This window comes from Sorangium sp. So ce448, assembly GCF_051520915.1.
GTDB classification, from domain to species: domain Bacteria; phylum Myxococcota_A; class Polyangia; order Polyangiales; family Polyangiaceae; genus Sorangium; species Sorangium cellulosum_B.
Window position 1 is genome coordinate 11,132,887 of record NZ_CP150343.1, and the last position, 24,830, is coordinate 11,157,716.

Consider the following 24,830-nt stretch of genomic DNA (forward strand, 5'->3'; position numbering starts at 1 on the left):
ACCGGACCACGACCTTCCGGCTCGCGCCCGGCGGGAGGGTCGCCGCGGTGCCGCCGCCCTCGAGCTCCACGCTGACGCCCGGCGGGACGCGCGGGTCCTCGGGGGACGTCCGCACGATCACCCGCGTCACCTTTAATGGGCCGTCGCCCTGGTTCTCGATCGTGAACGAGCCGACGTGATCCGGTCCGCTCGCTGCGAGCTCGACAGGCGCGCCGGGCGGCTCCGCGCGCAGCGCGATCCGGCCGCGCGGCCCGGGCGCCCTCGGCGCTTCGAGCGCCTGCGCCAGCGCCGGCGGCGCCGCCCCGAGCACGACGGAGAGCGCGACAAGGAGGGGGATCAGGAGCTTCATCGAGGTGGACCTGGCCGATCTCGCGAGGGCGAATCCACGGCGCATGCTGACGAGGGAGAGGTTCGACATCGGCCGTTCACCGCAGGAAGTAATGAACGATGCTGAACAAGGCGACGCCGCCCAGGAGGAAATAGACGTAGCTCTGGATGCGCCCGGTCTGCAGAGAGCGGAGCTTCGCCCCGGCGCTCAGCGTGCCCTCGGCGACGAGGTTCACGACGCCGTCGACGAGGTACCGGTCGATGGCGCCGGTGACCCAGGCGGCGGCCCGGGCCAGGACCGCGACCCCGTTGACGATGCCGTCGACGATCCAGCGGTCCATCTCGGCGAAGAAGAGGCGCAGCGAGAGGGCGGCGCGCACCACCGTCGCGTCGTAGATCTCGTCGACGTAGTACTTGTTCGAGAGGAGCTGGAAGCCCGGGAGCCGCCGCTCCTCTTCGGCCCAGCGCGGGGAGCGACGCGCGCCGTAGCGGGCGCGCGCGCGCGAGAAGGCGACGATCGCGCCGCCGACGGAGAGCGCCATGAGCGCGAGCTCGAGCCCCAGCCCGTGGCGCCGGAACGAGACGTCCGCGTGGGCGAACACCGGATGGAGCCACGCCTCCAGCAGGGGCTCGCCGTGGCCGCCGACGAAGTGGCTGGAGAAGCCGAACACGACGCCCGCGAACGCCGACAGGACCGCCAGCACCGCGAGCACCCAGGTGATCGCCGGCGGCGACTCGTGGACTTTGGTCTCGATCTCCTTGTGGGCGTGGGGCCCCTCGAACGTCAGGAAGTAGCTCCGCCACATGTAGAACGAGGTCCCGAGCGCCGCTGCGAGGCCCATCGCATAGAGGAGCAGCCCCGGGATCGGGCCGGTGTTCTCGGTGCCGAACGCCTTCCAGAGGATCTCGTCCTTGGACCAGAAGCCCGCGAAGAACGGGATGGGCGCGGCGGTGATGGCGAGGCACGCCGCCTGGTACGTCCGCGCCGTGAGCGGCATGACGCGGCGGAGGCCGCCCATGTTGCGCATGTCCTGGGCCGCGGCCTCGTCGTGCTCCACCGCGTGCATCCCGTGGATCACCGAGCCGGAGCCGAGGAACAGGCACGCCTTGAAGAAGGCATGCGTCATCAGGTGGAACACGGCGGCCCAGTACGCCCCGACGCCGACCCCGATGAACATGAAGCCGAGCTGGCTCACCGTGCTGTAGGCGAGCACCTTCTTGATGTCGTACTGGAAGAAGCCAATCGTCGCCGCGAGGAGCGCCGTCGAGGCCCCGATCAGCGCGATGACGCCGCCCGCGACAGGGCTCAGCGAGAACAGGAAGCTGAGGCGCGCGACCATGTAAACGCCGGCCGTGACCATGGTGGCGGCGTGGATCAGCGCGGAGACGGGGGTCGGACCGGCCATCGCGTCCGGCAGCCAGACGTAGAGCGGGATCTGGGCGCTCTTGCCGGCGGCGCCGACGAAGAGGAAGAGGCAAGCCAGCGTGATCAGCGCGACGCCTCCCCACACCGTCTTCGACTCGAGGGCATCCTTGAGGAACGCCTTGCCGCTCGCGTCCTTGATGACGAGCTGATCGTGGATCTCGCGGAACGTGACCGTCGAGCCCACGGTCGCCACCACGATCTCCTTGCCCGGCTCGACGCGCATCCGCTCGATCGCGGCGATCTCGACGCCGTCACCCCCGATCACGGCGCCGTCGCCCGGCACGATCACCACGGAGTGCGCCCCGGCGTCGATCTCCTTGCGGATGAAGGGGGACACGCCGAACGGCCGCGGGCTCGAGGCGAGCTGAGCGGCGTCGGCGATACCGAGGTACACGCGCGCGCCGGGATGACCGGTGAAGGTGAGGTATCCCTTCGCCCCGGCGAGCGGCTGCGCCCTGCGCTCTCCCGCCTTGCCCCCTGCACCGTCCTGCGCCCCGCCGGAGGCGCCGTGATCGCCGCGCGCCTCCGCGGCCACCGCGACGAAGCGCGCGCGGTAATCGGAGAGGAACCGGCCGTCGTCGAGCCACCTGGCGCCGAGCCCCCAGAAGAGGAGCGCGAGGCCGCACACGAAGCCCCAGTCGCCGATCCGGTTCACGACGAAGGCCTTCATGCCGGCAGAGGCCTTCTTGTAGTCGCTGTACCAGAACCCGATCAGCAGATAGCTGCAGAGGCCGACGCCCTCCCAGCCGAAGAACATCACGATGAAGTTGTCCCCGAGGACGAGGAGCAACATCGAGAAGACGAAGAGGTTCAGGTAGGTAAAGAATCGCCAGTACGCCGGCTCGGCCTCCATGTACGAGGCGGCGTAAACATGGATGAGCGTGCCGACGCCGGTGATGATCAGCGTCATGAGGCAGCTCAGCGGATCCATCACGAACGCGAAGTTCGCGTCGAGCGATCCGATGCGGACCATCTGCCAGGCGAAGCTGTAGAGCGCGCGTTCACCCGGGGCGAGCCCGATGAGCTGGACGAAGCTCGCGAGCCCGAGAGCAAAGGCGCCCAGCATGGCGCCCACGGCGACGAGCGTGACGCCGAAGCTCCCGATGTGGAGCCGCTTCGACACGTCGCGGCCGAACGCGCTCCGCTGCAACGCGCGGCCAAACAGCGCGTTGATCACCGCGCCGAGCATCGGCAGGAGCGGAATCCACCAGAGCGGCGTCAGCGCCGTGTGGACGTGCGTGACCTGGCCGGAGTAGTCGGGCATCGTTGGGGCAGCCGGTGAGAACATGGGCCGGCACGCGCGTCTTGCTCTGCAACGACCCCGCGACGTGTCAGTCGGCTCTGGTGACTCCCCCGCGGAACCGGAGGAGCTGCACGTTAATGGACGGTCACAGGGCGGGTCAATACTTCCATCGGCCCTGTTCCACGGCGAGACGCGCTGTTCCTGCGCGTATCTCGCACCTCTGCGAGGTCAGCCGTCGGTCGTCCGCTGGTCATCGTCCTCGCGCGCGGAGCCGCCGCTCGATGACGGCGCCGCGCCGCCGAGCTGCGTCACGCGCCGGATCGCGAGCCACAGATCCCGCCTGCCCTCGCCGGTGATCGACGAGAAGCCGATCGAGCGGCGGAGACCGCCGGCCGCCGTGCGCGGGGCCGCCGCGGACAGCTGGTCCAGCGCGCGCCGGACCGACGAGCGCTGCACCTTGTCGACCTTCGTCGCGACGAGCAGCAGCTCCACCGGTCGCCGCGCGACGTCGCGGGACGCCTCGATGAAGCGGATGAGATCGAGATCGTCCTCCTCGAGGCCCCGCCGCGCATCGACCAGGAGCAGCACCGCGGCGAGCGTGACGCGCCCGCGCAGGTACCCCTCGATCAGCGACGCCCACGCCGCTTGCTCGGACTTCGAGCGCCGGGTGAAGCCGTACCCCGGCAGATCCACCAGCTGGAACACCGCGCCGTCGCGGGCCCGCGCCTCGTAGAGGTTGATCTGCCGCGTCGAGCCTGGGTTCGAGCTCGTCCGGACGAGCCCTTTGCGCTCGACGAGCGTGTTGATGAGGCTCGACTTGCCGACGTTCGAGCGCCCGGCGAACGCCACCTCCGCGCTGACGGGCGGAGGGAGCGACGCGAGCGAGCCCGCGCCGGCGACGAAGGACGAGTCGACGATCTGGAACGGATCGAGCTGCCGCTCGGCGCGTGCCGTCGGAGCAGCTTGAGGCTTGGGGGCGCGGCGGGAGGTGGTCACTTCGAGCGGGGCGGCTGGAACTGCGGCTTGCACTCGTCGCACTGGCAGAGCGAGCGCAGGTACCGGAAGGTGTAGATGCCCGAGTCGTGCCGATCGCCCCACGTGAACTGGAGCGCGTAGTTGCCGACCTGCTCGATCTCACGGACGTTCAGGTCACCGCCGGGCACGAAGTTGATCGTGCCGCCGTGCCCCTGGCAGTTCGCGCACGGGCAGTACCCGCGCAGGAGCTCGTGCGGAAGGACGCTGCGGTGGCCGTCGGCCCAGTGGATCTCCATCACCGTCGCGCCGTGCGGCGCCTTGACCTGAGTGGGAGTCAGCTTCGGATCCTGCGGCATCGTGCCCTTCCAGGCGACGGCAGTACCACGCCGATCCGGCGCTGCAAAGCGCCGCGGCGCGCCGGCCGCGCGCCGCTCCGCTTTTCTCGGATCCAGTGGTGTCTCCGAGGTTTCCAGGGCTCCCTCAGGGCTCGACCGCGCCGGCGCTCTCCGCGCCCTCCCGGGCGCCTCAGGACCGGCCGAGCCGAGGAGGAAGCGAACCGCCGTTGCGCACCTACCCTGCGGCGACCACCCGCGCATCGACGGGGGCGAGCGTCGCCTCGACGCGCTCGAGGATCCGCACGACCGCGGCGCCCTCGTCGAGCGGCGTCAGCGGCGGCGCGCGGTCCTCGACGCAGCGGAGGAAGTGCTCGATCTCCACCGACAGCGGCTCGCGCCACGGCACCTCGATCTCGCGCCCGGCCGGCGCGAGCTCGAGGTGGTGCGCGGCGCGCTCGCCGGCCGGCGCGCCCGCCGCGGCGCCGCGCGCGTCCAGGAACACGATGCGGTCGGGCGCGCGCACGTCGTCGAAGACCGCGACGCCCGCGCTCCCGGCGAGCCGTAGCCGCCGCTCCTTCGTCGGGCTCGACGAGCAGAGCTCGATCCGCGCCGCGAGGCCGCTCTCGAGGCGCGCCTCGAGCGTGACGAGCTCGCCGCACGGCGAGAGGTGGGCCCGCGCCTCGGCGAGCGGGCTCGCGTCGAGCGCCGAGAGCAACGAGAGATCGTGCGGCCCGAGCGTCCAGAGCGCCGACCGGGCCCCGCCGCCGGCGCCGGCGGCGCCGGCGCTCATCGACAGGCGCGCCGCGCTGAAGCTCACGAGATCGCCGAGGCGCCGCTCGCGCGCGAGCGCGACGAGGCGCACAACGGAGGGGTGGTAGCGGAGCAGGTGGCCGACCATGCCGATCCGGCCGAGCGCCGCGGCGCGGGAAGCGCAGCGATCGGCCTGCGCGGCGGAGAGGGCCAGCGGCTTCTCCACGAAGACGTCGGCGCCGGCCTCGAGGGCCCGCAGCGCGAGCTCGGCGTGGCTCGCCGCGGGGGTCGCGATGATCACAGCGTCCACGCGCGCGGCCAGCGCCTCGTCGATCGTGCGCACGAGCCGCGCCCGTGGGGCGAGCGCGCGCGCCCGCGAGAGGCGGCCGCGGTCGACGTCCGCCACGGCGATCACGCGCGCCCGCGCGTTCTCCGACAGCGCGCGGAGGAGCTTCTCCCCCCACCGCCCGCAGCCCACCAGCGCGACCCGGACGTTCGCGGCGCTCACGGCGCCCCCGGCGCCGCGGCGGACTCGGCCGGCCGGAGCGTGAGCTCGCCGAGGATCGCCGCGCCCTCGGCGTTGCCCGGGTGGATCGAGGGCCCGTTGATGTCGACGAGGAAGTCGTACCGCGCGCGCGCCTCGCCCTCGATCGTCGCGCGCACGCGGACGTGCTGGAAGCAGGCCGACTCGGTGGTGGCGCTCCAGGCGGGCGCCTTTCCCGGGTGCCGCGCGCCGATCGCCTCCGGCACGCTCCGGCCGCCCTCGGGGCGGTACTGCTGCACGACGCCGAGCGCCGCCCTGCGGTCCGAGGCGTTGAACCTCGATTGCGTCCAGAGGACAGCGCCGCCGGCGGCGGCGCTGGTGCCCACGAGCAGCAGCATCCGCACCGCCTTGCCGTAGTCCATCCGCGAGCCGTATAGCCCCGGCGCTCGAGGAGAGCCAGCCGGGGCGGCGCGCCGCCTAACCCACGAACGACCCGAGCCCGCGGAACCTCCGGTACCGATCGTCGACGAGCTCCTCCGGCCCGAGCCCGTCCATCGACGAGAGCGTCGCCCAGAGCGCCTTGTCGAGCCGCACCGCGGCGTCGTCGTGATCCTGGTGCGCGCCGCCGGTCGGCTCCTCGACGATCGTGTCCACGACGCCGAGCTGCAGCAGATCCGGCGCGGTGATCTTGAGCCGGGCCGCGGCCTCGTCGGCGCGGGAGCCGTCCTTCCAGAGGATGGCCGCGCAGCCTTCCGGCGAGATGACCGAGTAGCAGCTGAACTCGAGCACCAGCACCCGGTTGGCGACGCCGAGCGCCAGCGCGCCGCCCGAGCCCCCCTCGCCGATGACTGTCGCCACGATCGGCACCCCGACCCGCGCCATCGCGGCGAGCGCGGCGCCGATCGCCTCGCTCTGGCCGCGCTCCTCCGCGCCGATGCCCGGGTAGGCGCCCATCGTGTCGATGAACGTCAGGATCGGCAGCCCGAACCTGTCGGCCATCTCGTAGAGCCGGATGGCCTTCCGGTAGCCCTCCGGGTGCGGCATCCCGAAGTTGCGCTTCACGTTCTCCTTCGCGCCGCGCCCCTTCTGGTGGCCCACCACCACAACGCTCCGCCCGTGGTACGTCGCGAGCCCGCCAACGATGGAGCAGTCGTCGGCGAAGCGCCGATCGCCCTTCAGCTCGACCCAGTCGGTGAAGAGCCGCTTGATGTAATCGAGCGTGTACGGCCGGTTCGCGTGGCGCGAGAGCAGCACCTTCTGCATCGGCGTGAGGCCCGCGAAGATCTCGCGCGCCAGCCGGCCCGTGTTGTCCTCGAGCTGGGCGAGCTCCGGCTCGAACCGCGGGTCCGCCGCGGCGAGCGCGCGCAGCTCCCGCACCTTCTCGATGAGCTCTGCGACAGGTTTCTCAAAGGGTAGGATCGAAGCAGCCACGGCCCGGACCCTAACGCTGCAGCGGGCGGACGGCTACGGCGCTGTGCTGCCGCGCTGCATCGTCCACGGGATGACGCGCGCGTGCGTCCCGGCCTATCAGCCGAGGCGCCGCGTCGGTCATTCGGGCAGGGCGTTGGTCGGCTCGGCGTGGATGAAGGCGTTCGCCGGGACCTGCGACATCGGCCGGCTCCGGATGACGTTGTAGATCGTGACCGGCTTGTCCTTGCCCTTCACCTTGGCGGGCTGGAGCTCCTCGGTCTCGAACCTTCCCCCGAGCTGCGCGTACGTGCTCTCGCTGATGACGATCTGTCCTGCCAGCGCGATGGAGCAGAGCCGCGCCGACGTGTTCGCCACGTCGCCGATCACCGTGTAGCTGAGCGCCTTCGAGCTCCCGATGTACCCGGCGACGAGCGGGCCGGTGTGGATCCCGATGCCGACCGCGAGCGGCAGCTCGCCCTTCTCGAGCCGCTCGCGGTTGAACTCGCCGAGCACCTCGCCCATCTTCAGGGCGCACTCCACGCTGCGGACCGCATCGTCCCGGTGGGCGACCGGCGCGCCCCAGAGCGCCATGATCCCGTCGCCCATGAACTTGTCGAGCGTGCCTTCGAACTGGAAGATGGTGTCGACCATCCGCTCGAAGTACAGGTTCAGCATCTCGACGAGCTCCTCGGGCCGCTTGCTCTCGGCCATGCGCGTGAAGCCGCGGATGTCGCTGTTGAAGACGGTGCACTCCTCGACGTGCTGGCCGCCCTGCTTCACGGCGAGCTGGCCGCTCAGCACGCGCTCGGCGATGTTCGGCGAGAGCAGCCGGCGCAGCTGCTCGCGCGTGACGATCTCGTTCTCGATCTTCTTCCCGAGGATGTTGATCTCGATGAACATCGCCGCCTGGTAGGCGATGGCCGTCACCAGCTCGAGGTCCTTGGGCTGGAACTGCGCGAGCGTCTCCGAGTCGAGCCACAGCACCCCGAGCACCTCGCTGTTGTGCTGCAGCGGGGCGACGATCGCCGAGCTGATCCGGTTCAAGATCATGCTCTTGCCCTTCGACGCCGCGAAGTCCATCGCCGCGTCGTGGGTCAGCACCGCGGCCCGCTCGTGGACGACGTGGTTCAGGATCGTCGACGACACGCTGATCGGGGCCGTCGTCCCGTCGCGCCGCTGCATGGCCTGCGGGGTGAGCTCGCCGTTCTCGTTGCGCAGGAAGATCACCCCGCGGTCGGCGCGGATGAACTTGAACACGCTCGTGAGGATCTTCTCGAGCAGCTTCGTCGTGTCGCGCTCGGCGGCGATCTCGCGGGACAGCTCGTGCGACAGGCGCAGCCGCTCGTAGTCGGCGCGCAGCTGGTTCATGTCGTTGGCGATCCGATCGAACGCCAGGAACCCCTTGTCGACAGCGGCGATCTGCGTCCCGATCTGCCGGGCCTGATCGTTCACGTCGATGCGGGTGCCCTGCGCGACGAACGAGCCTCCGTGCGCCCCCGAGCGCCCCGGCAGCGGCGCGGTCCCGCCCGGCCCGGCGCCCAGCGGCGGCGGCGGCACGTACGGCTGCCGCGTCACCGGCGGCGCCACCGGCGTGCCCGGGAGCGGCGGCGGCGGCTGGCGCTGGTACTGCGGCTGCTGCGGCGGATACCCGTGGCCCGGCGGCTGCGCCGGCGCCGCGCCCTGGTGGTTGACCACGGGCGGCCAGCCCGGGACGAGGGGCGGCGCGACCGGGGCGGCCGGATCGTCGAAGCGGCCGCGCGTCGACCCCAGGGCGATCTCGTCCCCGTGCTTCAGCGGCGCTTCGCCCCGGACACGCTCGCTGTTGATGAACGTGCCGTTCAGGCTCCCCAGATCGCGCAGGACGAAGTGATCGCCCCGCTGCTCGATGATGCAGTGCTCCTTGGAGACGATCTTGTCGAGCAACTGGATGGAGTTGTTCGGGTGGCGCCCCAGCGAGTTCACGGGTCGCAGATCGATCGCCTGCTGGCCCTCGGCGGTCTGCAGGATGAGGCGGGCCATCGGTTCTGGCAGATTACTCAGCCTGGCACGGACCGACAATCTTTCCGGCCGAAGTCCAGCGCCGGCCGCGGGAAGCGACCGTGCCGGGCCGCGCAAAGTGCGCCCTCGCCCCGCTGGAAGCACCTGCGCCGAGCTCGACCGCCCGGGGCGGCTGTCGTCGGCTGTCGCATGGATACCTGACCGGATGATTAGCTTGCCGGGCCCTGCATCTCATAGAGGCGTCGCCTGGAACGGCTATGCGCCCACATGCCGCCGCGTTAGTCGGCCGCATGGATTCCGCGTACCTCCTCGCGATCGATCAGGGCACCACCGGAACGACGTCTCTCCTCATGGACACGTCGGGGGCGACGCTGGGCCGCGCGACGCGCGAATTTCGCCAGCACTTCCCGGAGCCGGGCCTCGTCGAGCACGACCCGGAGGAGATCTGGCAGAGCGTTCAGGATGCCGTGGGCGAGACGCTCAGGGCGGCGGGCGTGGCCGGCAGCGCGATCAAGGCCATCGGCATCACGAACCAGCGCGAGACGACGCTCGTCTGGGAGCGCGCGACCGGGCGCCCGATCCACCGCGCGATCGTGTGGCAGGACCGCCGCACGGCGGCGCGCTGCGCCGAGCTCCGCGCCGCGGGCCACGAGCAGGCGGTCGAGGAGACCACCGGGCTCGTGCTCGATCCGTACTTCAGCGGCACGAAGCTCGCGTGGCTCCTCGACAACGTGCCCGGCGCGCGCGCGCGCGCCGATCGCGGCGAGCTCTGCTTCGGCACCATCGACAGCTTCCTCGTCTGGCGGCTCTCGGGCGACGCGGCCGGCGGCTCGCCGGTGCACGCGACCGACGTCACCAACGCGTCGCGCACCCTGCTCATGAGCCTCGCGTCGCTGAGCTGGGACGACGCGATGCTCGCGATGCTCCAGATCCCGCGCTCGCTCTTGCCGCAGATCGTCGGCTCGGCGGGCCGCGTCGCGGCGACTCGCGGCTTCCCGCACCTGCCCGACGGCATCCCGATCGCCGGCATCGCGGGCGACCAGCAGGCGGCCCTCTTCGGCCAGGCCTGCTTCGCGACGGGCGACGCGAAGTGCACCTATGGCACCGGCGCGTTCGTGCTGACCAACATCGGCGATCGCCCGCTCAGGAGCCGCTTCGGCCTGCTCACCTCCGTCGGGTGGAAGATCGGCTCCGAGGTGGTCTTTGCGCTCGAGGGAAGCGCCTTTATCGCCGGCGCCGCGGTGCAGTGGCTCCGCGACGGCCTGGGCCTCATCAAGAGCGCGGCGGAGATCGAGGCGCTCGCCCGCAGCGTGCCCTCGAGCGAGGGCGTCACGTTCGTCCCGGCGCTCTCGGGCCTCGGCGCGCCCTACTGGGATCCGGACGCTCGCGGGATCATCTCCGGGGTGACGCGCGGCACGACCGCGGCGCACCTCGCCCGCGCGACGCTCGAGGGAATCGCGCTCTCCGTGACGGATCTCGTGCGGGCCATGGCCGACGACCTGGGCCACCCGCTGCGCCGGATGCGCGTGGACGGCGGCGCCGCCGCGAACGACCTGCTCATGCAGTTCCAGGCGGACGTGGCGAACGTCGCTATCGAGCGCCCCACCGACCTGGAGACGACGGCGCGAGGCGCGGCAATGCTCGCCGGGGTCGGCGCCGGCCTCTTCCTCACGAAGGAGGACGCGGCCCGCATGTCCCGTGTGGGGCAGAGCTTCCAGGTCGAGATGAGCGAAGCGGCTCGATCCGCCCACCTCCACCGCTGGGCCGACGCCGTCGCCCGCACGCGCTCGAAGCGCAGCTGAGCACTCGCCGATTCCCCTGAATTTCCACGCTGTTTTCCGCTTGAACCAGGTCTTCCGAAGCTCTCTCCCGAGCCGTCATCGCGCCGCGGCTCGGCGGCCGAACGGGCTTCCGGATCAAGGAATCAACCCTAGGTTGCGAGAGTTAGGCCCAGAAGCCCCCAACCAGCGTAGAGTGCTATGACGACGGCGCATTTCCGTTCAAACTTGGTGCACTTGAACCGAGGCGCGCGGCCAGCCCACCGCCGCCTCGCTGCTTTCGATGGAGACGAGGAGGACATGCCGACTACCGAGAATGCTTCAGCCGGCGGGACGGCCGTTCGCGACATCCCGATCGACTGGGAGGCGCTGGAGGACGCCTTCGAGAACAACGCCCCAGAGGTGCACTCGTACCTGCACCTCGGCACGGGCGACGTGCTGCGGGTGGTCGACGGCGTGGCGGATCCGCAGATGCACGCGCGCATCGCGGCAGACGCGAACTACCTCCGGATCGATCCCGTGAGCTCGCGCGAGCAGTACCGGTGGATGGAGCGCTACATCCCGATGGTGGAAGACATGGATCTCCAGGCGAAGCTCAGCCAGGCGATCGATGGCAAGGGCGCGTTCCGTCGCTTCAAGGATGTTTTGATGTCCTACGGTCCGGAGCGGGAGCGCTGGTTCGCGTTCCGTAGCGAGCGGCTGCGGATCTTCATGGAGGCGTGGCTCAGCGCCCACGCGCTGAACCCGGTCCCTCGCCCGCTGTGGGTACCGGAGGTGCCGTCTCGTCCGGAGCCGATCGTCCCGGCGGCCCCTGCGGTGGAGCCGCCGGCGCGCGAGCGCGAGGAGACGCGAGAGCCCCGCCGCGGCAAGAGCGTGGAGAGCCTGCGCAAGAACCTCCGCGACATCGCCGAGGCGCTCGGTCCGCGGGATCTCGACACGCTGACGGCGTTCGCGGAGTTCCTGAAGGCGCGCCGCGCGGCGCGCTCGTTCGCGCACCACTACCACGAGGCCCAGGGGCCGGTGGACGACGACGCAGGGCCTGCTTCGCAGGAGATCGCGAGCGAGTCGCGCAGCGACACGGCGTGAGGGCGCGCCGCCGGCGCCGCGATCGCGGCGCCGGGGCGCTGGCCTGAAGGTGGGTGAGGGAACGGAAGGGAGCGGCGGCTTCGAGCGCCGAGCGGTCTAGAAGTACCAGTCGGTGCGGGCGCCGATGTACTGGCCGACCTTCGACCCGACGCCGGGACCGGCGCCAACGCGCTGCAGGTAGCCGGACATCGCCGCATCCCTCGCCGCGTCGTTGTAGATGGCGAGCGAGTAGATGAGCTTGAAGTGCGGACGCGCGCCGGCGCTGAGCTCGCCGGTCGGCACGAGGGTCGGCACGACCGAGACCTTGACCGCGGTGCCCAGGTCGCCGTCGCCGTCCTTGCGGCCCTGGAACGAGGCCTCGACGACGGGGTGGAAGTTCTTGTGCGCGAAGATCGTGGCGTTCGCCTGGACCGAGAAGTCCATCTGCTTCTCGAGAGCCGTGGGGGGCGCGGCGCCCTCGGCCTCGTACGCCGCCTTCGTGTAGTGGAAGGTGGCGAGGCCTTCCAGGGCGGCGGCGTCGCCGAGCCGGAAGCCGAGGTGCTCGACCGCCTCGATGGCGAAGGAGCCCGCGAAGGTGCCCTCGTCGTTCGCGGCGCCCCAGGTCTGGTACGTCTTCGCGCCGCCGGCGGCGCCGTTGGCGATGCCGGTGCCGAAGCGAACCGCCGTGTCGCTGAAGTTGCCCTGGCCGAGGCCGAGGTGCAGCTTCGCGCCGATGACGCCGCCGAAGTCCGCCGGCGCGTTGTCGGGCACCGCCCACCCCTCACCGCGCTTCGCGGCCGGCAGGACGTGGAACTCGCCGTGGACCTTGACGTGGTGCTTGGCCTCGCCGCCGAACTCCGCCTTGTAGTTACCGGCGAAGATGGTGCGGAAGCGCTCGACGTCCACGCCGCCGTCGCCGTTCACGTCGACGTTGTAGGGGGGGGTGGTGGCTCCAAAGCCGCGATACCCGAGGATCGCGAGCTGCAGGCCGCCGTACTTGATACCGCCGCCCTGGCCGCTGAGGTCGTCGAGGTAGAAGTAGTCGCCGATGGGCGCGTACTGCTCACGGAAGAACTTCGCGCCGCCCCAGACGCTGAGGCCCGGGACGAGGAAGTTGCCGGCCTCGATGTACGCCTGGTTGAACTGCACCGTGATCGACTGGCCACCGTTCGAGGACGGCTGCATGAACGGCCCGCCGTACTGGTTCCAGATGGCGAACGTCATCTCGGACTTGACGTAGAAGTCATCCGGCGTCGCGCCCTTCACCACGTGCGCGACGAACGACGGCTCGGAGTAATCGCCCTCTTCGTAGCGGCCGCCGATGCCGAACCCGAGCAGGTTCAGGGACGCGCCCTGGACGTTCTGCCCGTAGACCGGGGACCACGCCATGCCGAGGCGTGAGTACCAGTGCCACTCAAAATTCTCGCTCCCCACCGCGTGAGCCGACCGCGGCGCCGCCGTGAGGCAAAGGGCGGAGACGGAAAGCAGCCCGAGGGCTCGGACAGCGGCGCGCCGACCCGCGATTCGCTTGCTGGGGACCGACGACCTGTCTCTCATAAGTGATGTCATCGAACGACGCTCCTATCCATTCTCTGGGAGTGTGCTTTGGGGTGATGGGAGGTGATTCGGCCAGATGGCCAAGCGCGGCAGAGGTAGTGGCCTGTCAAGAGAATCCAAGTTGACTCTGTAGGAAAGAGCCACCCGCTGCCACACATGCGGGGCCCGCGGGGGGCACAGTTAACAGGAACGTTCTGTTCATGTCAAAGGTCTCCGAACACCCTTCGGCAGTTTGTCATCTTCTGCGGCGCGTTATTATTAAGTAATCGAAATCACTTGGTTAAGCGGGACCTGCGCTCATCCGCGGCCAGGAAGGGGGCCCTCGAATGACGCATCGCACCAAAACAGGCTCGCGCTGGCTGAAGTGTTGCCAGAAGAATTCACGGGTGCCCCCTGGTGCGTTACCGGGTGCGCGCCACCCGCGTGACACGGACAGGAAGGCTGCATTGGCGAGCCCCGACCAGCTGCGTTTTCGCAGGGCGATGGCGCCGCCGCGCGCGACGGTGTGGCGCGTGTTTCGGGACCTCGAACCTGGCTTTTCATGTCGACACCCGGCCGGGGCGTCGCCGAGGTGCTCGTCTCTCTCCTGGGTTGAACCCAGGGCGAGCCGCCGGCCCCGCTGAGCGTCATTGACGCTCGCCGGCGCACCGAATGCGCCGCGCCAGCGCGCGGATCCTGCGCGCGCGCGCAGGATCGTGCCGCAGAGCGCAGGCAGATCTCCCTCGGTCGACACGATAACGCGTCGCGTTGCAACGGCGCAACGACCGCCGCAGATCCAGAGCGGGTCAGTCTCGATTGCAGTGCAGCGCGGGTGGACATGTTCTTGTCCAGGAAGGGCGTTGCGCTGTCGCCCCGAGACATCCCATCTGCTTCGGCGAGGCCGGGTGGTGCCTGGCAGGCCTCCGGGCGCGGTCGCGGCGAGCGCCGCGATGCCGCCCGCTCGCCGCTCCGAACGCCTGAGTCGTTGAAAGAGAGGCCTCCATCCTCCGCATGAACAGCGGCTCGTGAGCCCTCTTCACGATGTCTGGTGCTGTCCTTCGTATCGAGAGGTGGAATCGACCCGCGAGATGGACTTCTGCTCTCCTGCTGCCCGGTCGCGCGGCTCGACGTGGCGCGCAGCCGGTCGCCCGGCGCGGCTCAGCGAGCGGGCATGATGCTCAAGGAGACCCGGGCGCGCGCGTTCTGGTAGTACGCGTCGAGCGCCTGGGCGAGCCGCTGCCCGACATACCAGCGCTTCAGCGCCGGAGCGACCTCCTCGTAGCGTTGATCCTTGAACGGCGTGGCGCCGGAGCGCAGGACGATCTTGAGCTCGAAATCGGTGGGCTCGAGCATCGGCGCGACCATGCGATCCAGGTACAGGCTCGCGCGCGCCTGGCGGCGCAGCAGCGCGTCGAGCTCGTCGGAGCTCATCCCCTCGGCGGCCGCCGCGGCGAGGAGGCGCGCGCGGCCGCGAGCGCGCTGCTCCAGCGCGATGCGGGCGGCCTCGGCCCGCTGCGCCACCTCGGCCGAGGTCGGCGCCGGTGAGGTGGGCAGGCTGGCGAGCAGCGTCTCCGCGATGTGCCTGTCGAGCGCGGCGCGGACATGCCTGTCCCGGTACAGCCCGGGCTCCGCGTCGGGATCGGCGAGCGCCTCGAGGCGCGCCTCGAAGGCGAGCTCCCGCTCGAAGATGAACTGAGGCCGGCGCACGCCGCCCGTCTCCGGCGCGTGCCAGCGCACGACGACGCGGTCGAGCGGCACCGACGCCGCCGACGGCGCGACCTGGCCGTGGGCGCTCGGGGTCAGCGACGCGAGCGCGAGCGACGCGAGCAGCGTCATGAGGAGCCCGGAGCGGCGCACATCGGCAGGCTAGCGCAACCGCGCCGCGCATCCCATTCCTGGCAGCGCCGCGCGCGCGGAGCGTCCGGGGCGCGGGCAGCGGGTATAGGATGGCGCCACCATGTACAGGCAATTCGCGCTCGAGGGCGAGGTCCATACCTTGCTCGACTGTGTGCCGCTCTCGGTGCGGCGGAAGCTGGACCTCGCCGGGATCAAGATCTCGCTCGCAGGGTGGCAGGCGCTGTCGCGCGCGGAGCGGCTCGCCCTGTGTCACCTGCCGGCCGACACGGACGAGGACGTCGCCGTCTACGCCGAGGTGCTCCGGGGCTTCGCGGAGCGCGCCGGCGTCGCCCTCGCCCCCCTCGCGGGCGCGCCGGTGCGCCGCGCCGCCTGGGATCGGGACAGCGTCAGCGCGCGGCTGCGCGAGCGGCTCGGCCCGGACGGCGCGCTCGACGAGGGCGCGCTCGTCCGCCTGGCGGAGCTGACCGAGGAGGAGCGCTACGCCATCGTCAAGCTCGCCGATCCGAAGCGCGGGCCCGAGAAGCTGCGCGCGCTGCTCGGCGAGCTCGGGCTGTCCCGGGACGCCGGCGCGACGCGCTCGCCGTGAGCCAGGCCGCGGCGGGGATCCCGGGCGCGACGAAGGCGCGGCGCGCGCGGGGCGAGCGCGTGGTCCCCTCGCGCTGACGTCCGCGGCGGCGGAGCGTCAGCGCGCCGCGCTCACCACTTCACCATGACCTTCGACGGGTTGACCTCCGCGGTGACGCGCGGAACGTCGACGAGCACGTCGAGGAAGTCGCTGCCCGGCTGGCTCAGATCGAGGTTCGCCGCCTTGGGCTCCACGCGCGCCACGATCGCGTCGGCGTTGACGGCGCCCACGTCCTCCGGCGTCCCCGTGATCCTCACCTGCACCACGGCCGGCGCGACCGTCGCGCGCGGGATGCCGATCACCTCGACCTTGCGCTCGAACGTCCGCGTGGCGAGCTCGCGCCCGATCTCGAGCGTCGCCATCACGCTCTCGTGGCTGTACGTCACGAGCTTGGGCGGCCGATCGAGCGCCAGCTGCCGCTGGTAGGTGCCCTCCGTGAGCCCGCTGATGTCGAACGGCGCGGTGCGCGCGAGCTGCATCACGTCGACGACCGAGCGCGGGCCGCGGGCGCTGACCATCGGCGGCTCGACCGAGACCATCCCCTTCACGAGGAACCCCTGCGCGGCGTCCCCGGTGCGGGGGACGTGCACCGGGACGGCCCGGGTGACGACGTCGTCCCAGCCGAGCTCGATCGTCGACGGGTACATCTGCTCGACCATCAGCCCGGCCGGCACGTGGAACATCGAGGCGTCGAGGTCGATGTGCGTCACCGTGCCGTTGCGGAGATCGAGCCGCAGCGTCCCGAGGCTCTCGGCGCGCAGGTCGTCGAGCTGCGTCCGGGAGCCGCGCACCGTGACCGCCACCTCGTTCGGGATCTGGGTCATGAGCTGCCGGTTGCTCGACTCGGGCGGGAGGATCGAGACGACGCTGAGCATCAGCGTGCGCTGCGCGTTCTCCGCGCCGTGGATGAAGGCGTAGAGGCACAGCGCGAAGGTGATCGAGAGCAGCTTGAGGCCGAGGTTGTCGAGCAGCGCCGAGCGGAGCGCCTCGCGGATGCCGGCAAGCGTCATGGCTCATCCCGCGGGGGCATCCCCTCCGCGCTCCCCTTGGATGCGGCGGTCGCCGCGACCTGCCCGGTCGGGACGAAGGTGCGCTGTGACGGGACGGGGGAGTCGGTCGCGGCCGCCGCGGGGACGTCGACCATCGCCGGCCGGCCGCGCTCGGACGGGCGATCCGCGTCCTGCGGCCCGGCCGTCCCCCCGGCCCCGGCCGCGGCCGCGGCGCGCAGGTCGGCGCTGGATCCCGTCGCGGCGCGCGCCTCGGCGCCCGAGCGCATCGGCGTGGACGTCGACATCCGCGCCATCGGCCGCGCGTCCGGGTCCACCGCCGCCTTGATCATCGAGGACGTCTTCGAGACCGGCGCTGCAGGCTTGGCCTCGATCGGCGCGGGCTTCACGGCGGCGGGCTTGCCGGGCTCGTGCGCCTGCCCGGCGCCTTGCGTCGCGCCCACGGCGGGGCCGCGCGCCGCCGGCGTGGGGAGGCTCGCGCGGCCGACCTGGGCGACCTTCTTGGCGAAGCGCCGCCTGCGCGACGAGCGGCCGAAGAGCCCGAGCAGCGCGTGCCGCAGCGACTGGCCGTCGAGGTTCGAGACGATGTTGCCGCTGAAGCAGAAGCTGATCGTGCCGCGCTCCTCGCTGACGACGACGACGACCGCGTCGGTCTCCTCGGTGATCCCGAGCGCGGCGCGGTGGCGGGAGCCGAGGCTGGCGTCGAGGATCTTGGTCTCCGGCATCGGGAAGAAGACGCCGGCGCGCGCGATCTTGAGGTCTCGGATCAGCACCGCGCCGTCGTGCAGCTTGTTCACCGACTCGGGGACGAACAGCGAGACGAGCAGCTCTCGGGTGACGACCGAGTCGATGTGGATCCCCTCGCTCTTGACGAACTCCAGCACGTTGGCGTCCTGCTCGAAGGCGATGATCGCGCCCATGCGGTGGCGGGCGAGCTCGGTCGCGGCGGCCACGACCTCGTCGATGACGCGCGACTGCTGCTCGCGTCCGCTCGTGAACCAGTTGCTGCCGCCCACGCGGATGAGGGCGCGGCGGATGTCGTTCTGGAAGACGACGACCACGATGAGGATGATCGAGGAGAGGAGCCAGGAGAGGAGGTTGAGGAGCGTGGTCAGGCCGAAGATCTTCGCCCCGAGATAGATGAGGAAGACGATGCCGAGCCCGAGGCCCATCTGCATCGCGCGGGTGCCGCGCAGCACGAGGAGCGCGCGATAGACGACGTAGGCGACGATGAAGATGTCGAAGAAGTCCCGGATGACCTGCGTCGCCGGCCTCACCGAGAAGAGGCGGAGGAACCCTTCAACCATCGCCGCGCGCCCCCTGGGCGACGGGGCCGTCCGGGCGCCGACGGTCGCCGGCGCCCGCGCGCTCGATCGCGCGCATCACGTCGAGGGCCTGGCGCACGACGCGGACGTCGTGGACACGGACGGCCGCGGCGCCGCGCGCGGCGCACGCGATCGCGGCGGCGACGGTGCCGCCGAGGCGGTCCGGGGGCGGCGCGAGCGGCGCTTCTCCGCCGTCACCTCGCCCCGCGGCCTCCGAGGCCGCGGCGCGCGCCAGGAACGACTTGCGGCTCGGCCCGACGAGCACGGGAAAGCCGAGGGCGCAGAGCTCGTGCAGCCTGGCGCACAGCTCGAGCGACTGCCGCGCGTTCTTCGCGAAGCCGAGGCCCGGATCGAGGACGAGCTCGCCCTCCGGCAGGCCTGCCTCGAGCGCCCGCGCGGCGGCGCTCGACCACTCGCGGGCCACGTCGGCCACGACGTCGCCGTAGGCGTCGTCGGGGTACGCGGAGAAGCCGGCCATCGCCGACATCGCGCCGCGGCTGTGCATGAGCACGAGCGACGCCCCGCGCCGAGCGCAGAGCGCGCCGAGCTCCGCCGCGCTGTCGAGCGAGATCGAGTTGACCACAGCCGCGCCATCGTCGAGCGCGCGCGCCGCGACGGCCGGAGAGGTCGTGTCGATGGAGACCACCGCTCCCCTCTTCACCGCGTCGCGCACGCTCCCGCCGATGCGCGCGATCTGCTCGTCATCCGGCACGGGCCGCGCGCCCGGCCGCGTCGACTCCGCGCCGATGTCGATCATGTCTGCCCCCTCGGAGAGCATCGCATCGATCTGCGCGAGAGCCGTATCTTCATCCGCAAAGCGACCGCCGTCGGAGAACGAGTCCGGCGTGCGGTTCAGGACCCCCATGATCACCACGCTCCTGCGGCGTTCGAGCAGCATGCGCAGCGGGGACATTTCCTGTGGGTAGCAACTTTTGCGCCGAACGGCAATTGTCTGCTCGAATCGATGTTTTCCAGGAGCAATTGGAACATCGCGAGGGTGGGTCCGGCGCGTCGCGCTCCGCCAACGCCGGCTGGGCCGACCGGCGCGCGACGGCGTTGGACGGCGCACCGGCGTCCACATTCGCTTCGGGCGCCAGCTTCCCGGCGGCCGCCCCACGCTCGGGCGGGGACTCAGCGCGAACCATGGGGAAGAAACCGTACGGAGGGAACGGAGGGTACGCAGAGAACGGAGGCAATCAGGCAAGGGGAAGCAAGGGGGCGCGGCGCCAGGGCCCCCCCCAGGCTCCGCGCGCCGCTGACTCGGCCTTGCTTCTTTGCTAGGGTCCCGCCTACACATTGACATCGGCGGCCGCCCGCGGTCGTCCGGTGGAGGAGGCGGGGACACGCGCGAGCGTGCCCCGTCAACCGTTTCTCAGGCTGCACCAGCGGACGAGACCGAGCGGTTCCATGCTGCGCACGCGTATCCGGGCAGGTCCCCTCGCCGGCTTCGTCTTGAGCGCCCTCTTCGCGGCGTGCTTCGCCGTGCTCGGCGTCGGCGAGCTCTTCATCCCTGCGCTCAGCCCCGAGATGGGCATGCCTGCGCCCGTGACGCTGCGCGTCCCGTACGGTCCGCGGATCGTGCGCGACACGCACGACGGGAGCTTCACGCTTTCGTACGAGCACAGGCGCGTGATCGTGCCGCGCGGCACGGTCCTCTCGGAGCACAACGAGGATCACAACGCCGCGATGGCGTACGAGACGGTGCGGCGGATGCGGCGGCCCGGGCTCGGCGCGCGCCTCGCGAGCATGTACGCCATCTACCTCATCGTCTGCCTGATGCTGACGGTCTACCTGCGTCGCTTCGGGCAGAACCGCGTGCGGCTGCTCCGCACGCAGGTGGGCATGTTCGTCCTGATGACGGGGTCGCTCATCGTCGCGAAGCTCCTCCTGCTCTTCACGGCGCTGCCCGAGTTCTGGATGCCGGTCGCGGCGCTCCCGCTCTGGGTGGCGATCGCGTTCGATCGGCGGACCGCGTTCCTCGTCGAGGTCGGGGTCGCGTTCATCGCGTCGTCGCTGCTCCGGTTCGACGTCGTGCTCCTGTCGGTGCTGCTCGTGCGCGGAATCGCCGCGACGATGTTCTTCTTCAAGCGCAAGGGCTCGCGGCAGCTGTTCGTCGCGGGCAGCCTGGCGGGCATCGCCGGCGCGATCGGGTTCATCGCGCTGACCGTGCTGTTCGAGGGGAGCTTCGATCTCGGCGCCGATCTGAAGCGCTGGCTCGGCTCCAACGTGCTCGCCTGCGTCGGCGGGGGGCTGCTCGTCGGCGTGCTCGGTCGGAGCCTGAGGGAGCCGGCCGAGCGGGCGATGGGGCACGTGCCCCGCGACAAGCTGCTCGACCTCACCGACCTGGAGCAGCCGCTGCTCAAGAAGATGGCGGCGGAGGCGCCGGGCAGCTGGGAGCACGCGCGCGCGATGGCGAACCTCGCCGAGGCCTCGGCCGCGGCGATCGGCGCCGACGCGCTGCTGACGCGCGTGGGCGCCTACTACCACGACCTCGGCAAGACGGTGCAGCCCAAGTACTTCATCGAGAACCTCCCGCCCGGCGAGCGATCGCCGCATGAGGAGCTCGATCCGGAGGTGAGCGCCGACGCGATCATGGCGCACGTCGTGATGGGCACGAAGATCCTGCGCGAGGGCAACATCCCCGAGCCGGTGGTCGAGTTCGCGTACACCCACCACGGCACGCAGGTCGTCGAGTATTTCTGGCACAAGTGCGTCGAGCACGGGAACCCGAAGGACCTGACACAGGAGCACTTCCGCTATCCCGGCATGAAGCCGCAGACGAAGGAGACGGCCATCCTCATGCTCGTCGACTCCATCGAGGCGGCCTCACGGACCATCTGGCCGCCCGAGCACAAGAAGTTCGAGGAGATGATCCAGCGGGTGATGTTCTCGAAGCTCGCGTCTGGCCAGCTCGATCAATCCGGGCTGACGATCGAGGACCTGCGCATCATGACGAGCCGGATGGCGTCGACGCTTGTCAACATGTACCACGGGCGCATCAAGTACCCGTGGCAGCGCGAGAGTGATCGCGCCGGGCAAACGCCTGCGCCGCCGACGGTCACGCCGCACCCCACGCGCCCGGGCACGCCCACGCCCGTCCCCGCGTCCAGCGCGCCGGGTCGAGACGGGAGCGCCGCCTCGCCGCCCTCCTCGAGCGCGCGGGGCGCTGTCCCGCCGCCCCCCGCGAGCGTGCGAGGCGCTGCCCCGCCGCCCCCCGCGAGCCCCCGGGGCGCTGTCCCGCCGCCCTCCTCGAGCGCGCGGGGCGCGGTCGCGCCCGTCGTCGTGGACGAAGCCGGAGGGCCCGTGAAGGACGAGAGTCCGGCGGAGTCCGTGCGGACGCCGAGGAAGACGCACTGAGCAGGCCGGGCGCGCCGCGCGCTCCCGCGGAGGCCGAGCGGCCTGCTCCAGGAAAGGACGGTCCGATGCCTCCCACGATCGAGCAGAGCTTCATGAAGGCCCTCTTCCACGGCATCATCGCCGAGGACATCATCTTCCCGTATCCCGAAATGCCCGCCGAGGACCGGGAGACGACGTCGATGATGCTCGACAGCGTGCGGCGGTTCTTCGCGTCGAGCGTCGACAGCAGCCGGATCGACCGGGAGCACACCATCGATCCGGGCGTCCTGGCCGAGATGAAGAGGCTCGGCCTGATGGGTCTGCAGATCCCTGCAGAGCACGGCGGCGTCAACCTCAGCAACATGGCGTATGCGCGCGTGATGCAGGAGATCGGCGGGCTCGACGCGTCGATCGCCGTCACCCTCGGCGCGCACCAGTCGATCGGCTTCAAGGCGATCCAGCTCTTCGGGACGGAGGAGCAGAAGCAGCGCTATCTCCCGAAGCTCGCGACCGGCGAGTGGATGGCGGCCTTCGCCCTGACGGAGCCGGGCGCCGGCTCCGACGCCGCGGCGATCAGGACGCGCGCAGAGATGTCGGCCGACGGCTCGCACTACACCCTGAACGGGTCGAAGATCTGGATCACGAACGGCGGCTTCGCCGACGTCTTCACGGTGTTCGCCCGGACCTCGGCGCTCGAGGAGGGCAAGAAGCCGAAGCTCACCGCCTTCATCGTGGAGCGGAGCATGGGCGTGAAGAGCGGGCCGAACGAGCAGAAGCTCGGGATCCGCGGCTCGTCGACGACGGAGCTCTTCTTCGACGACGTGAAGGTCCCGCGCGAGAACGTGCTGGGCGAGGTCGGCAAGGGCTTCAAGGTCGCCGTCGAGGTGCTCAACAACGGTCGCCTCGGGCTCTCGGCGGGGTGCGTGGGCGCGTGCAACACGCTGATCCGGATGGCGCTCGACCGGGTCCAGGAGCGGCGCGCGTTCGGCCGGAGCATCGGCGACTTCGGGCTCATCAAGGACAAGATCGCGACGATGCTCGCGCACACGTACGCGCTCGAGTCCATCACGTACCTGACGGCGAGCCTCGCCGACGCCAAGGTCCCCGACTTCTCGATCGAGAGCGCGATCTGCAAGGTCATGGGGAGCGAGACCCTGTGGTTCGTGGTCAACGAGACGCTGCAGATCGCGGCCGGCATCGGCTACATGAAGGAGTACCCCTACGAGCGGCACCTGCGCGACGCGCGGATCAACATGATCTTCGAGGGGACGAACGAGATCCTGCGCTGTTTCATGGCGCTCTCCGGGATGAGCGGCCCGGGCAAGTCGCTCGCGGACGTCGCGAAGGCGATGCGAGAGCCCATCAAGGGCTTCGGGCTGCTCAGCGATTTCGCGCTCCGCAAGGCGCGGTCGGTGCTCGGGCGCGAGCGGATGTCGAAGGCGCACCCGCTGCTCAGCCGGGAGGCGGTGATCTTCGAGGACTGCACCGCCGAGCTCGCCACCCACAGCGAGGACATGCTCCGGAAGCACGGGCGGGAGATCGCGGAGATGCAGTACGCGCAGCGCCGCATCGCGGAGATGGCCATCGACCTCTACTGCATGGCCGCGTGCATCTCGCGCACGACCCGCGCCATCGAGCGGCGCGGGGAGGACGGGGCGCGGCGGGAGATCGATCTCACGACCGTGTTCACCGGCATCGCGCAGAAGCGGCTGAGGCAGCACGTCGCTGACTTCCAGAAGAACGACGACGAGCTGCGCAAGGCCATCGCGGTGCGAGCTTATGCGGACCGCGCCTACCCCTTCGACATCCTGTAATCGCAGGCTGCCTCACCTCGACGGACATCGCTTCACCTCAAGTCACATCGAGTCGCATAGAGCCACATACGCGCCACGCGCGCTTCGGCGCAGGATGCTCATTCATTGTGAGCTGCGCTCTGTTTCGGGACGTTTTCAGCTCACCGTCCGGACGGATTGCTCTATAGTTTGATCAGGCGTAGTGTTGGGGGTGGGCCCTTCGACAGGAATCGGGTGATCACTTGTCCCAGGCTAGAGCATTGGGTGGCAGGTGCGGAACCATGAAGGAGACTGCTGAAGGTCGTGCCGTCATGGACAAGTACCGTCTCGAGCGCAGGCTCGGAGGCGGTGGGATGGGTGATCTGTGGCTGGGCTTCGATATCAAGCTCAGGCGGCGGGTCGTCATCAAGTTCATCCGGAGCTTCGCGGCGACGGAGCCGGAGCTCGTCGCCCGTTTCGAGCGCGAGGCCCGCGCGTCCGCGCGCGTCCGGAGCCCCTATGTCATCGAGACCTACGATTACGGCGTCGATCGCGGCTGCGCGTTCATCGTCATGGAGTACCTCGAGGGAGAGGACCTGAATCGCCGCCTCGAGCGCGAGGAGCGGATCCCGCTCGCGCAGGCGACGACCTTGTTCACGCAGCTCGGCAAGGCCCTCGACGCGATCCACGCCGCGGGGGTGATCCACCGGGATCTGAAGCCGGGGAACATCTTCATCACCTCTTCCGCGGGCGACGATCTGCTCAAGGTCGTCGATTTCGGCGTCGCGAAGTCGTCCTGCTCGCGCGATCGGATCACGAAGACGGGCATGGTCCTCGGGACGCCCAGGTACATGAGCCCCGAGCAGACCATGGCGCCCAGGCAGGTCGATTACAGGAGCGATCTCTGGTCGATGGCGGTGATCCTCTATCGCGCGATCACCGGCCAGTGTCCCTTCGCGGGCGCCAACATCAATGAGCTGGTCAGGCACATCTGCCAGACGTCGTTCCCGAAGGCGTCCCAGCTCGCGCCGGAGCTCCCGCCCGGGGTCGACGCGTTCTTCGCCCGAACGTTCGAGTTCGATCCCGAGGCGCGGTTCCAGTCGGGCAAGGAGATGATGGAAGCGTTCTCGGCGCTCGTGCAGGCGCCGGCGTCCCAGCCGTCGCCGGAGTCGCCGCGGGCGATCCCCGTCCCGCCGCCGTCCGAGCGGAGCGCCATCGTGAAGCGGAGCGCGATAGGCGCGGTCGCGGCCCCGCTTCGCAGCGCGATGGATGATGAGACGACCATGGCCGCCATGCTGGCGGCGCCGGCGAACGATCTCGGCAGCCCCACGGCGACGGACGCGGCCGTCGAGCCCGCCTCCGCCTCATGCGACCGGCACAGCGAGGTCGTGCTGGACAGCCGCGTCCTGCCGCCGCTCCGGGTCCCCTGGATGGTCGCCGTCGGCCTGCTCATCGCGGCCGCTTCCGTCGTTTGCCACAGCGTGGCTCAGGGCGCGTCGTGGTCGCTCGAGGCCGCGGAGAGCCCGGCGGCCGGAGGACCGTGATCTCGCGGAGCGTCGCGATGCCGCCCTGGCGCTCGCA

18 protein-coding genes are annotated in these 24,830 nt (G+C 70.7%); 6 read left to right on the forward strand and 12 right to left on the reverse strand.

Features of this window, described 5'->3' with window-relative positions; all coding sequences use genetic code 11:
• Positions 1-425: 425 nt before the first annotated feature.
• From WMF45_RS42060 to WMF45_RS42090, 7 genes are all read right to left on the reverse strand, one after another.
• Complete coding sequence (locus WMF45_RS42060; RefSeq protein WP_437711976.1) at positions 426-3,017, reverse strand: NADH-quinone oxidoreductase subunit L; 2,592 nt, start codon at positions 3,015-3,017, stop codon at positions 426-428.
• A 207-nt stretch (positions 3,018-3,224) separates the two neighbouring features.
• Positions 3,225-3,992, reverse strand: a complete 768-nt coding sequence (gene yihA, locus WMF45_RS42065; protein WP_437711978.1) for a ribosome biogenesis GTP-binding protein YihA/YsxC — start codon at positions 3,990-3,992, stop codon at positions 3,225-3,227.
• Entirely contained in the window at positions 3,989-4,327 is a 339-nt protein-coding gene (locus WMF45_RS42070; RefSeq protein WP_437545883.1) for a gamma-butyrobetaine hydroxylase-like domain-containing protein, read from the reverse strand. Before WMF45_RS42070 ends, yihA begins: the two co-directional genes overlap by 4 nt.
• A 214-nt stretch (positions 4,328-4,541) precedes the next feature.
• A complete protein-coding gene (locus tag WMF45_RS42075) occupies positions 4,542-5,564 on the reverse strand; it encodes a Gfo/Idh/MocA family protein (protein ID WP_437711980.1) in 1,023 nt (340 codons plus the stop codon).
• Positions 5,561-5,962, reverse strand: coding sequence for a hypothetical protein (locus WMF45_RS42080; protein ID WP_437711982.1), 402 nt, complete (start codon positions 5,960-5,962; stop codon positions 5,561-5,563). The genes WMF45_RS42075 and WMF45_RS42080 overlap by 4 nt, the downstream gene beginning before the upstream one ends.
• Before the next feature lie 55 nt (positions 5,963-6,017).
• On the reverse strand, positions 6,018-6,971 hold the full coding sequence (locus WMF45_RS42085; protein ID WP_437711984.1) for an acetyl-CoA carboxylase carboxyltransferase subunit alpha: 954 nt from the start codon (positions 6,969-6,971) through the stop codon (positions 6,018-6,020).
• 117 nt (positions 6,972-7,088) lie between these two features.
• Positions 7,089-8,969, reverse strand: a complete 1,881-nt coding sequence (locus tag WMF45_RS42090; protein WP_437711985.1) for an adenylate/guanylate cyclase domain-containing protein — start codon at positions 8,967-8,969, stop codon at positions 7,089-7,091.
• Positions 8,970-9,205: 236 nt separating this feature from the next.
• Between WMF45_RS42090 and glpK the strand changes: the two genes are divergently transcribed.
• Together glpK and WMF45_RS42100 are read left to right on the forward strand one after the other, a co-directional pair.
• Positions 9,206-10,750 (forward strand): glycerol kinase GlpK, encoded by a 1,545-nt coding sequence (gene glpK / locus WMF45_RS42095; RefSeq protein ID WP_437711987.1) that lies wholly within the window; start codon positions 9,206-9,208, stop codon positions 10,748-10,750.
• 276 nt (positions 10,751-11,026) lie between these two features.
• The gene (locus tag WMF45_RS42100) at positions 11,027-11,812 is read left to right on the forward strand and encodes a UPF0158 family protein (protein WP_012240226.1); all 786 of its coding nucleotides are present in this window, start codon (positions 11,027-11,029) and stop codon (positions 11,810-11,812) included.
• A 96-nt stretch (positions 11,813-11,908) separates the two neighbouring features.
• On the opposite strand, the gene WMF45_RS42105 is transcribed toward WMF45_RS42100, so the two are convergent.
• Together WMF45_RS42105 and WMF45_RS42110 are read right to left on the reverse strand one after the other, a co-directional pair.
• Positions 11,909-13,180: a carbohydrate porin gene (locus WMF45_RS42105; RefSeq protein ID WP_437711989.1), complete on the reverse strand. Its 1,272-nt coding sequence runs from the start codon at positions 13,178-13,180 to the stop codon at positions 11,909-11,911.
• A gap of 1,305 nt (positions 13,181-14,485) precedes the next feature.
• The gene (locus WMF45_RS42110) at positions 14,486-15,184 is read right to left on the reverse strand and encodes a hypothetical protein (RefSeq protein ID WP_437711991.1); all 699 of its coding nucleotides are present in this window, start codon (positions 15,182-15,184) and stop codon (positions 14,486-14,488) included.
• Between the two features lie 100 nt (positions 15,185-15,284).
• Between WMF45_RS42110 and WMF45_RS42115 the strand changes: the two genes are divergently transcribed.
• Positions 15,285-15,770, forward strand: a complete 486-nt coding sequence (locus WMF45_RS42115) for a nitrate reductase associated protein (RefSeq protein WP_437711993.1) — start codon at positions 15,285-15,287, stop codon at positions 15,768-15,770.
• A gap of 110 nt (positions 15,771-15,880) precedes the next feature.
• Here the strand turns inward: WMF45_RS42115 and WMF45_RS42120 are convergent, their stop codons facing one another.
• Genes WMF45_RS42120 through folP form a run of 3 tightly spaced genes read right to left on the reverse strand, consistent with a single transcriptional unit; the run spans position 15,881 to position 19,054 of the window.
• Positions 15,881-16,819, reverse strand: a complete 939-nt coding sequence (locus tag WMF45_RS42120) for a CdaR family protein (protein ID WP_437711995.1) — start codon at positions 16,817-16,819, stop codon at positions 15,881-15,883.
• Positions 16,816-18,123, reverse strand: coding sequence for a diadenylate cyclase CdaA (gene cdaA / locus WMF45_RS42125; protein ID WP_437711997.1), 1,308 nt, complete (start codon positions 18,121-18,123; stop codon positions 16,816-16,818). Before cdaA ends, WMF45_RS42120 begins: the two co-directional genes overlap by 4 nt.
• Positions 18,116-19,054: a dihydropteroate synthase gene (folP, locus tag WMF45_RS42130; RefSeq protein ID WP_437711999.1), complete on the reverse strand. Its 939-nt coding sequence runs from the start codon at positions 19,052-19,054 to the stop codon at positions 18,116-18,118. The genes cdaA and folP overlap by 8 nt, the downstream gene beginning before the upstream one ends.
• A gap of 494 nt (positions 19,055-19,548) precedes the next feature.
• Between folP and WMF45_RS42135 the strand changes: the two genes are divergently transcribed.
• The 3 genes from WMF45_RS42135 (at position 19,549) to WMF45_RS42145 (ending at position 24,793) form a co-directional block, all read left to right on the forward strand.
• Positions 19,549-21,498, forward strand: coding sequence for an HDIG domain-containing metalloprotein (locus WMF45_RS42135; protein ID WP_437712001.1), 1,950 nt, complete (start codon positions 19,549-19,551; stop codon positions 21,496-21,498).
• Positions 21,499-21,563: 65 nt separating this feature from the next.
• Positions 21,564-23,291: an acyl-CoA dehydrogenase family protein gene (locus WMF45_RS42140; protein ID WP_437712002.1), complete on the forward strand. Its 1,728-nt coding sequence runs from the start codon at positions 21,564-21,566 to the stop codon at positions 23,289-23,291.
• Between the two features lie 290 nt (positions 23,292-23,581).
• Positions 23,582-24,793 carry a serine/threonine-protein kinase gene (locus tag WMF45_RS42145; RefSeq protein ID WP_437712004.1) on the forward strand — a complete coding sequence of 404 codons (1,212 nt, stop codon included), beginning with the start codon at positions 23,582-23,584 and terminating at the stop codon, positions 24,791-24,793.
• Positions 24,794-24,830 lie beyond the last annotated feature (37 nt).